Here is an 8,784-nt window from a genome sequence, read left to right on the forward strand (position 1 = left end):
GTCGTGGGGACGGCGGCGGCGTGGGGTGGCGTGCTGATCGGTCGCGGGGGGCGCGCGCGGGCCTGACGTTGTCGCGCGGTGCAGAAAGTGGTACAAATGTGCCACTTCGTGACGCGACTTCTCGCGTCGCCCGACCCGGAGGTTCGACGATGAACGCCGCCCCTGAGATCGTCACGCTCGGAGCCCATGTGCTCGACACGATCGTGCACCCTGTCGACGCGATCCCCGAGGGACAGGGCTCGCTCCTGGTCGACGAGATCGTCCTGTCCGCCGCCGGCCCCGCCGGGGGCACCGCCCTGGTGCTGAGCAAGCTGGGAGCCCGCGTCACGACCAGTGGGGCCGTGGGCGACGACGTCGCCGGACGGGTGCTGACCGGTCTGCTGCGCGACGCCGGCGTCGACGTCGCGCACCTGGTCACCGGCGACCTGCCGACCTCGGCATCCGTCCTGCCCATCCGCTCCGACGGCTCGCGTCCGGCCCTGCACGTCGTGGGCGCGAACGCGCTCGCCGCGGACACCGTGCCGTGGCAGGCGCTCGCCGCCGCCGAGCACGTTCACGTCGGCGCGCCCGAACTGCTCGGACCGGAGAACGTCGTCGAGATCCTCGAGTACGCCCATCGCCACGGCGCGACGACCTCTCTCGACTTCCTCATCGGCGGCGACCCGGCCTTCTACGGGCTCATCGAGCCGCTGCTGCCGCACGCCGACTACGTCCTGCCCAACGCCGAGCAGGCCCTGGGCTGGACCGGACAGACGGACCTGCCCGCGGCCGCCCGCGCGCTGCACGCGGCGGGCGCGAGGATCGTCGCCGTGACCGACGGGGGGCGCGACATCGTCGTCGTCGAGGACGGCGCGGTCGAACGCGTTCCCATCGTCCCGGCCGAACCCGTCGACACCAGCGGAGGCGGCGACGCCTTCTCGGCGGGGTTCGTCTTCGCCCGGCTGCGCGGCGAGGACGCGATCGCCGCGGCCCGCTTCGGTTCCGCCGTCGCCGCGCAGGTCGTGTCCGGCGTCGGCACCGCCCACGGCCGGTACGACGCCGCCTCCATCGACGCGCTGCTCGGCACGGTGGCCCCGTGACGCGGCCCGACGCCGACCCGCGCGCCGACATCGCGCGCGCGTGCCGTGCGCTCGCCGCGCAGGGCCTGGTCAAGGGAACGGCCGGCAACGTGAGCGTCCGCGTCGCGGGCGGCATCGCCATCACCGCGACCGGGATCGTGTTCGCCGAGGCCGGGGTCGACGACGTCGTGATCGTCGGCGACGACGGCCGGATCGTCGCGGGCGACCTCGCCCCCAGCTCCGAGCTCGGGCTGCATCGGGCGGCGTACGCCGACGAGGCCGTGGGGGCGGTCGTGCACACGCACGCCCCCGCCGCGGTCGCCCTCTCGCTCGTCTCGGACCGACTGCCGTGCGTGCACTATCAGCAGCTCGCGCTCGGCGGCGAGATCGACGTCGTGCCGTTCTCGGTGTTCGGCTCCGCCGAGCTCGCCGCCGACGCCGGACGCGCGCTGGCCGGGGCGAACGCCGTCATCCTCGCTCATCACGGCGCGGTGACGACCGGTCGCGATCTCGCCGAGGCGACGTCCAACACGACCGTGCTCGAGTGGGCCTGCGACATCTACCTGCGGGCTCGCGGAGCCGGGCAACCCGCCGAGCTCAGCGCATCGCAGCAGGCATCCGTGATCGCCACCGCGGTCGCGACGGGGTACGGCCGCACGCACGGGGTATGAGATGGATGCCATGACGACCACGACGTTCACCTCGGTCAGTCCCCTCGACGGTCGAGTCGTCGGCACGCACCCGGTGCACGGAGCCGATGAGGTCGCCGCCGCGGTCACTCGCGCCCGCGCGGCCGCCCCGGTCTGGCGGGGCCTGGGCTTCTCGGGGAGGAAGCGCGTGCTGCACGCCTGGCGGCGCGCGATCGTCGCCGACCTCGACGGCCTCATCGACACGGTCCGAGCCGAGACGGGCAAGCCGCGCGGCGACGCGCGGCTCGAGATCCTGCTCGCCCTCGACCATCTGTCGTGGTCGGCGGCGCACGCCCGACGGACGCTGCGGCGGCGGCGCGTCGCCTCGGGCGTGCTCATGCTCAACCAGACCTCGAGCCTGGGCTACGTGCCCTACGGCGTCGTCGGGGTGATCGGGCCGTGGAACTACCCCGTCTTCACCCCCATGGGGTCGCTGGCCTACGCGCTCGCCGCGGGCAACGCCGTGGTGTTCAAACCGAGCGAGTACACCCCCGGCGTCGGCGCGTGGCTGCAGCGCGCCTTCGTGCGCGCGGGCGGCCCGGCCGACGCGTTCTCGGTGGTGACCGGCTTCGGCGAGACCGGGGCCGCCCTCTGCCGCGCCGGTGTCGGCAAGATCGCCTTCACCGGATCGACGGCGACGGGCAAGGCCGTCATGGCCGCGTGCGCCGAGACTCTCACCCCCGTCGTCATCGAGGCCGGCGGCAAGGACGCCCTGCTCGTCGACGAGGACGCCGATCTCGACGCGGCCGCCGAGGCGGCGGTCTGGGGGGCGTACTCGAACGCGGGTCAGACCTGCATCGGCATCGAGCGCGTCTACGCGCACACGGCGATCTACGACCGCTTCGTCGCGGCGGTGGCCGAACGCACGGCGGAACTGCGCGCCGGAGCCGACGAGGCGGCTCGGCTCGGTCCCCTCACCATGCCGCGACAGGCCGACGTGGTCCGCTCGCACGTCGCCGACGCGCTCGCGCGAGGCGCGGTCCTCAGGGTCGGCCCGGTGCCCGCGGACGGGTCCACGCTGCAGCCCGTGCTGCTCACGGACGTCGACGAGCGGTCCTCCGCCGTGCGCGACGAGACCTTCGGTCCCACGCTCGTGGTCAATCGCGTGGCATCCATGGACGAGGCCGTCGAGAAGGCCAACGCCGTGCGCTACGGCCTGTCGGGGGCGGTCTTCTCGAAGCGGCGCGGCCGCGATCTCGCGCTGCGGCTGCGCGGCGGGATGATCGCGATCAACGCGGTGATCGCCTTCGCCGCCGTTCCCGCGCTCCCCTTCGGCGGGGTGGGGGACTCGGGTTTCGGGCGCATCCACGGCGCCGACGGACTACGCGAGTTCGCGTATCCCCAGGCGCTCACGCGTCAGCGCTTCCGGCTGCTCACGCTCACGACGATGCGGCGGTCGGCCGCCACCGACCGCCTGGTCGATCGCCTCATCCGGCTGCTCTACCGCTGAGCGCGCGCCGCGGCGACGATCACCGCACCGAGCGCACGCGCATGATCACGACCGAGCCGAGCAGTCCCGCGAGGCCGCTGGCGAGGAAGAGCCCGGGGAACCCGCCGAACAGCACCACCGCGCCCGCTCCCAGCAGCGGACCGAAGGCCTGGGGGCCGGCGAGGGCGATGTTCATGATCCCCACGTCCTTGCCCCGCGTCTCGGCCGAGGGCAGCACCTGCGTGGCCAGTGCCTGATCGACGGCGAAGAAGCAACCCTGTCCCAGGCCGAGCAGCACGGCTCCGACCACCGCGGCCGACTCCGACGGGGCGATCGCGAGCAGCAGAGCGGCGGCCGCCTGCGCCGAGCCCGACGCGAAGACGAACACCCGGCGGCGACCGACGACGTCGCTGAGTTTTCCGAGGGCGACGGATGCCACGATCGTCACCGCCATGTAGATGACCGTCGTGAAGACGAGGAAGCCGGTCGGATCGGCCACTCTCAGCGCGAAGGTGAAGAAGTACAGCAGCATCGTCGTCGCGATGGCGTTGCCGAGGTTGATGAGGACGCGGCTCGCGACCGTCCACGCGAAATCGGGGTGACGACGCGGGTCGACCCAGATCGACGTGAGGATCGTGCGCGGGGTCAGCGGTTCGAGCAGGGCGGCCTCGGCGTCCGTCAGGGGGGCATCGCGCAGGACCAGCACGAACGGCACCGCCAGCACGAGCGCGCACACCGCGAGCGCGAGGTAACCCGAGGGCGTGGTGGTGAACACGGCGGTCACCAGCACGATCCCCAGCAGGATGCCGAGGGCGTTGGGCGCGGAGATCCATCCCGACACCAGGCCGCGCTGCCCCGCGGGCACCGTGTCGGCCATCACCGCGGTCAGGGCGGCGGATGCCATGCAGAAGCCGATCATGACGGCCGTCCACATCGCGACGGTGCCGAGGGTCGCGGTCTGCACGCCGAGCAGGGCCAGCCCGGTCGAGGCGAGGACGACCCCGCCGAGGATCCACGGGCGTCGTCGGCCGAAGCGGGAGCGGGTGCGATCGCTCAGGGCGCCCACGATCGGGTAGGCGATGACGACGAACGTCCCGGCGACCGCGCTGACCAGCCCGTAGGTGACGAGCGAGACGAGCCAGTCGTCGCTCGCGTGCTGGGCGGCGATCTGCAGGGGAAGGAGCACTTGGACGGGCACGAGCTGGGCCATCCACAAGCCCAGCCAGACCCCGGCGAACGCGGCGATCCATCCGGCGCGGACGGGGCGCGTGGGCTCGGCGTAGGCAGCCGACGATCCGAGCGGGGTGTCGGCGATCACCGCGCGTCGCCCGCCGGTGCGGCGGCGAGGGTGGCGAGGGCCCAGCGACCGGCATCCGCCACCGCCGTGCGCGCGCCGCGGAGGGCGCCGCACGCGTTGAAGAACCCGTGGATCTGGTCGGCGTGGGTCACGAGGGTCGTGGGCACGCCCGCCGCCTCGAGCCTGCGCGCGTACGCCACCCCCTCGTCGCGCAGCACGTCGAAGCCCGATACGGCGACGTAGGCGGGGGCGAGTCCCGACACGTCGTCGGCGAGGAGGGGGGACACGAGCGGATCGTCGCGTCGACCGGAGTCGCCGAGGTAGTGCGCGGCGTACCAGTCCATCTGCGCCTCGGTGAGGAAGAAGCCGTCGGCGAAGAGCTCGTACGACCGGTGCTTGCGCGACAGATCGGTGACCGGGCAGAACAGGATCTGGAACGCGGGCGAGCCCTCGGCGTCCGCGCGCGTCACGGCCGACACGACCGCCGCCATGTTGCCGCCGGCGCTCTCGCCGCCGACGCCGACGGTCGACGCGCGGGAACCGAAGCGCGCGGCGTTGTCGCGTACCCAGCGGAACGCGTCGACGCCGTCCTCGAGGCCCGCGGGGAACGGGTCCTCGGGGGCCAGGCGATACCCCACCGACACCACGGTCAGGCCCGAGCTGTCGGCGAGCGTGCGGCAGGTGGCATCCGCGCTGTCGACGGATCCGAGCACCCATCCGCCCCCGTGGAAGTAGACGACGGTCCCGGATGCCGCGCCGTAGGTGCGAGCGCGGTACACGCGCCCGGGGACGGACCCGGAGCGCGTGGGGATGACGATGTCGTCGCGCTGCGCGAGGCGCAGGGTGCTGGCGAAGGTCCACGCCTCGCGCTCGATGTGCTCGCGGGCGGCCTCGACCGGGAGCAGCTCGAATCGCGCGCCCGGTGCGTCGTTCATGACGCGCAGCGAGGCCTGCACCGCGGGGTGCAGAGTGCATCCGTCGACGACGACCGGGCGGCCGTTGACGGCGCGCAGGACGACGGAGGGCGTCGAGCCGAGGGCGCGTGCCCCCCACCGGAGCGCATGGTCGTGGAGGCGGGGACGGATCATCGCGGAACCCTTCTGTCGATCACTACGGCGGGATCGACTGTGGGCTCACTTTATTGCACAGACGTACTGTTTTCTGTGACGAAATTGTGAAATGACGGGATCCGGTCGAAATGAGCCGGAGAAAACAGTACGTTTGTCCCACTTAGGCGGGGGACGCGTCCGTCTCGCCCAGCGACGACGTCGCGGCGAGCGTCACGAACCCCACCATCGCGGCGCGCAGGGCGTGCGCCAGCGACTGGAACTGGACCTCTTCGGAACGGGCGATGCGATGCAGGGCGAAACCGTCGATCAACGCGACCACCGCGGCCGCGGCGCGGGGGTCGGCCACGCCGTTGGTGCGCAGCACGGCCGCGGCGAGAGACCGGGTCTCGTCGAGGATGCGCTCCACGTGCACCCGCAGGGCCGGATGCCGCGAGGCGAACAGGTAGATCTCGAACTGCGCGACCGTGTGCTCCTGCGACTGCGTCCGCACGATCTCGACGAACTCGTCGATCGCCGCCCCGGGGTGGTTGCCGCTGGTCTCGAGAACCGCACGGAACTGCTCGAGGCGCTCCATCTCGGCCGCCATCGCGTGCGCGACCGCTTCTCCGATCATGTCGTCGAGGGAGTCGAAGAAGTAGGTCGTCGACGAGTGCGGAACACCGGCCGCGGCGGCCACCGACCGATGGGTGACGGCGGCGATGCCCCCCTCGGCGATGATCGCGATCGTCGCATCCAGCAGCAGTTCCCGCCGCGCGCGCCCGCGCGCCCGCATCGATCGGGTCGACGTCTCGCTCACGCTGTCCTCCTCGCCGGCCCCGCCGGCCGCTGTCGCACCAGAAACGGAGCAAGCCTATGACCGCCTCCCCCTCGACCGTGGCCGAGTCGTCCGCCCCCGACGTCGACGTGGTCGTCGTCGGCGCCGGCCTCTCGGGTCTCACCGCCGCCCATCGCCTGCGTCAGTTCGGGGCGCGCGTCGCCGTGTTCGAGGCCGACGACCGCGTCGGCGGACGCGTGTCCTCCGCCGAGGTGACAGGGGTCCACGTCGACCTCGGCGGCACGTTCGTCGGGCCCGGCCAGGACCGCGTGCTCGCCCTCGCCGACGAGGTGGGGGTGACGCGTTTCGCCACCTACACCGCCGGGCAGAACGTCATCCGGTGGCGTGGTCAGCATCGGCGGTACCGCGGCACGGTGCCGCCGGTGGGTGCGAGCATCGTCGACGTCGCCCGCATCCAGCTCACGCTCGACCGGCTGGCTCGCACCGTTCCGTGCGGTCGACCCGCCGCCGCCGGCCAGGCCGCGCAGTGGGATGCCGAGAGCCTCGGGTCGTGGCTGCGCCGGTCGCACGCGTCATCCGCCGCCCGCGACCTCATCGCCATCGCGGGGCGCACCACCTGGGGGTGCGAGCCCGACGAGATCTCGTTCCTGCACGCGCTGCACTACATCCATCAGGCGGGCGGGCTGTCGTCCATGCTCGACACCGCCGGGGGCGCCCAAGAGGAGCACTTCGTCGAGGGATCGTACGAGATCGCGCGTCGGCTCGCCGCCGGGCTGGGCGACGCGCTGCGCCTGCGGGCGCCGGTGCGTCGGGTCGACGCGACGGCCGACCGGGTGCGCGTGGACACCGAACACGAGAGCGTCAGTGCGCGCGCGGTCGTCGTCGCCGTGCCGCCGTCCCTGCGCAGCCGGATCGCCTTCGCGCCCGCCCTACCTCCCGCGCACACCCAGATGGCGCAGCGCTGGCCGGCCGGAGTGCTGTCCAAGGCCTACGCGGTCTACGACCGCCCGTTCTGGCGAGATCGCGACCTCTCCGGCCAGGGCCTGTCCGACACCGGTCCGGTCTTCATCACCTTCGACGCCGGCCCCGCGGGATCGGATGCGCCCGGCGTGCTGCTGGGCTTCGTGGGCGGGGTGTACGCCCGCGAGTGGGACGACCTGCCCCCGGCGGAACGCCGCGCCCGCGTGCTGTCGTCGTTCGCCGACCTGTACGGACCGAAGGCTCTTGACGCCACCGGCTACATCGATCAGCGCTGGGGGGCCGAGCCCTGGGTCGCGGGCGGGCCGACCGCCGTGCCCGGGCCGGGGGCGGTCGTCCCCTACGCCTCGGCGCTGGCGGAGCCGGTGGGCCGCGTGCTCTGGGCCGGCACCGAGACCGCGAAGCGGTGGACCGGCTTCATGGATGGCGCCGTGCGCGCCGGGGAGCGCGCCGCGCTGCAGGCGCAAGCCCTGCTCGCCGTCCCCACGACCGATGACGAACAGACGGGAGTCGCCCGATGACCTGGCGCCGTAGCTACACGCACCTCACGACCGCGACGGCTGACGCGGTGTGGAAGAGGTGGACCACGCCCGAGGACTGGGTGATCGACGACCCCGACCTGCGCGAGGCGGTCTTCTCGACACCGCCACGCGTCGGCGAGAAGGGGCGCGTGGTCAATCACGGTGCCCCGGCCCAGCGGTTCACCTTCACCGACCTGCAGCCCGGGGTGGCGATGGACTTCCGCATCGGTCTTCCCGGAGCGACCCTGTCCTTCCCGCACCGCATGGTGAAGACCGCGAACGGCCTCTCGGTCACGCACGGGGTCGAGATCGCGGGTCCGCTCTCGGCGGTCTTCGGTCTGCTCGTGGGGCGCAAGATCGCGGCCGGCCTTCCCGCCGTCGTGCGGCTGGTCACCACAAACGCGCTGGGCGACATGGCATCCGGAAGCTGAGAGCGCCGGTGTCGCTCTCGATGAGGCTCACAACGGCGGCGATGTGGCTCAACGCCCGCCCGATCCGCCGCGCGCTCGGGCGCGAGGACTATCTCGCCACCCTCGATCCCGATCGCCGTGCGGCCGTCCCTCCCGCGCGTCTGCGTCGCCGCGGCCGGGTGACGGTGACGCACGAGGGCGGGCGGCCCGTCTTCCGCTACGAGCCCGCTCGGCGGACGCCGGGGCTCGAGCTGCTGTACCTGCCCGGGGGAGGCCTGGTGAACCCCCTCGTCCCCGAGCACTGGTGGATCATCGAGCGCCTCGCCCGCGCGACCGGGGCGGCCGTCACGGTGGTCTGCTATCCGCTGGCCCCCGAGCACGGTGCCGGCGAAACCCTCGCCGCCGTCGACGCGCAGTACGAACGGCTGGCCGCGCGCCGGGGGGTGTCCCGACTGCTCGTGGCGGGCGACTCGGCGGGGGGAACCGTCGCGGTGGGTCTCGCGCTGCGGGCGCGGCGTCGTCCCGACGCGCTGGTGCTCCTGTCCCCGTGGTTGGAT

The 8,784-nt window shown here is 73.1% G+C and carries 9 protein-coding genes; 6 read left to right on the forward strand and 3 right to left on the reverse strand.

Going from position 1 to position 8,784, the window contains the following annotated elements; translation table 11 throughout:
* Nucleotides 1-149 precede the first annotated feature (149 nt).
* From DBR36_RS12340 to DBR36_RS12350, 3 genes are read left to right on the forward strand one after another with little or no spacing between them, the layout of a single operon-like run.
* Complete coding sequence (locus DBR36_RS12340) at nt 150-1,079, forward strand: carbohydrate kinase family protein (protein WP_108319794.1); 930 nt, start codon at nt 150-152, stop codon at nt 1,077-1,079.
* Complete coding sequence (locus DBR36_RS12345; RefSeq protein ID WP_219927654.1) at nt 1,076-1,729, forward strand: class II aldolase/adducin family protein; 654 nt, start codon at nt 1,076-1,078, stop codon at nt 1,727-1,729. The genes DBR36_RS12340 and DBR36_RS12345 overlap by 4 nt, the downstream gene beginning before the upstream one ends.
* Nucleotides 1,730-1,739: 10 nt before the next feature.
* The gene (locus DBR36_RS12350) at nt 1,740-3,197 is read left to right on the forward strand and encodes an aldehyde dehydrogenase family protein (protein ID WP_108319796.1); all 1,458 of its coding nucleotides are present in this window, start codon (nt 1,740-1,742) and stop codon (nt 3,195-3,197) included.
* Nucleotides 3,198-3,216: 19 nt separating this feature from the next.
* Here DBR36_RS12350 and DBR36_RS12355 read toward each other — a convergent pair whose 3' ends face one another.
* From DBR36_RS12355 to DBR36_RS12365, 3 genes are all read right to left on the reverse strand, one after another.
* Nucleotides 3,217-4,494 carry an MFS transporter gene (locus tag DBR36_RS12355; protein ID WP_181373583.1) on the reverse strand — a complete coding sequence of 426 codons (1,278 nt, stop codon included), beginning with the start codon at nt 4,492-4,494 and terminating at the stop codon, nt 3,217-3,219.
* Nucleotides 4,491-5,561, reverse strand: coding sequence for an alpha/beta hydrolase (locus tag DBR36_RS12360; protein ID WP_108319798.1), 1,071 nt, complete (start codon nt 5,559-5,561; stop codon nt 4,491-4,493). The genes DBR36_RS12355 and DBR36_RS12360 overlap by 4 nt, the downstream gene beginning before the upstream one ends.
* A gap of 142 nt (nt 5,562-5,703) precedes the next feature.
* Entirely contained in the window at nt 5,704-6,339 is a 636-nt protein-coding gene (locus tag DBR36_RS12365) for a TetR/AcrR family transcriptional regulator (protein WP_108319800.1), read from the reverse strand.
* A gap of 56 nt (nt 6,340-6,395) precedes the next feature.
* Between DBR36_RS12365 and DBR36_RS12370 the strand changes: the two genes are divergently transcribed.
* From DBR36_RS12370 to DBR36_RS12380, 3 genes are all read left to right on the forward strand, one after another.
* Complete coding sequence (locus DBR36_RS12370; RefSeq protein ID WP_108319802.1) at nt 6,396-7,817, forward strand: FAD-dependent oxidoreductase; 1,422 nt, start codon at nt 6,396-6,398, stop codon at nt 7,815-7,817.
* Nucleotides 7,814-8,248 (forward strand): hypothetical protein, encoded by a 435-nt coding sequence (locus DBR36_RS12375; RefSeq protein WP_108319812.1) that lies wholly within the window; start codon nt 7,814-7,816, stop codon nt 8,246-8,248. Before DBR36_RS12370 ends, DBR36_RS12375 begins: the two co-directional genes overlap by 4 nt.
* Before the next feature lie 20 nt (nt 8,249-8,268).
* On the forward strand, nt 8,269-8,784 hold a 516-nt coding region (locus tag DBR36_RS12380), incomplete at its 3' end, for an alpha/beta hydrolase (protein ID WP_146185349.1).

The sequence above is a fragment of the Microbacterium sp. HMWF026 genome (assembly GCF_003061325.1).
Taxonomy (GTDB): Bacteria; Actinomycetota; Actinomycetes; order Actinomycetales; family Microbacteriaceae; genus Microbacterium; species Microbacterium testaceum_E.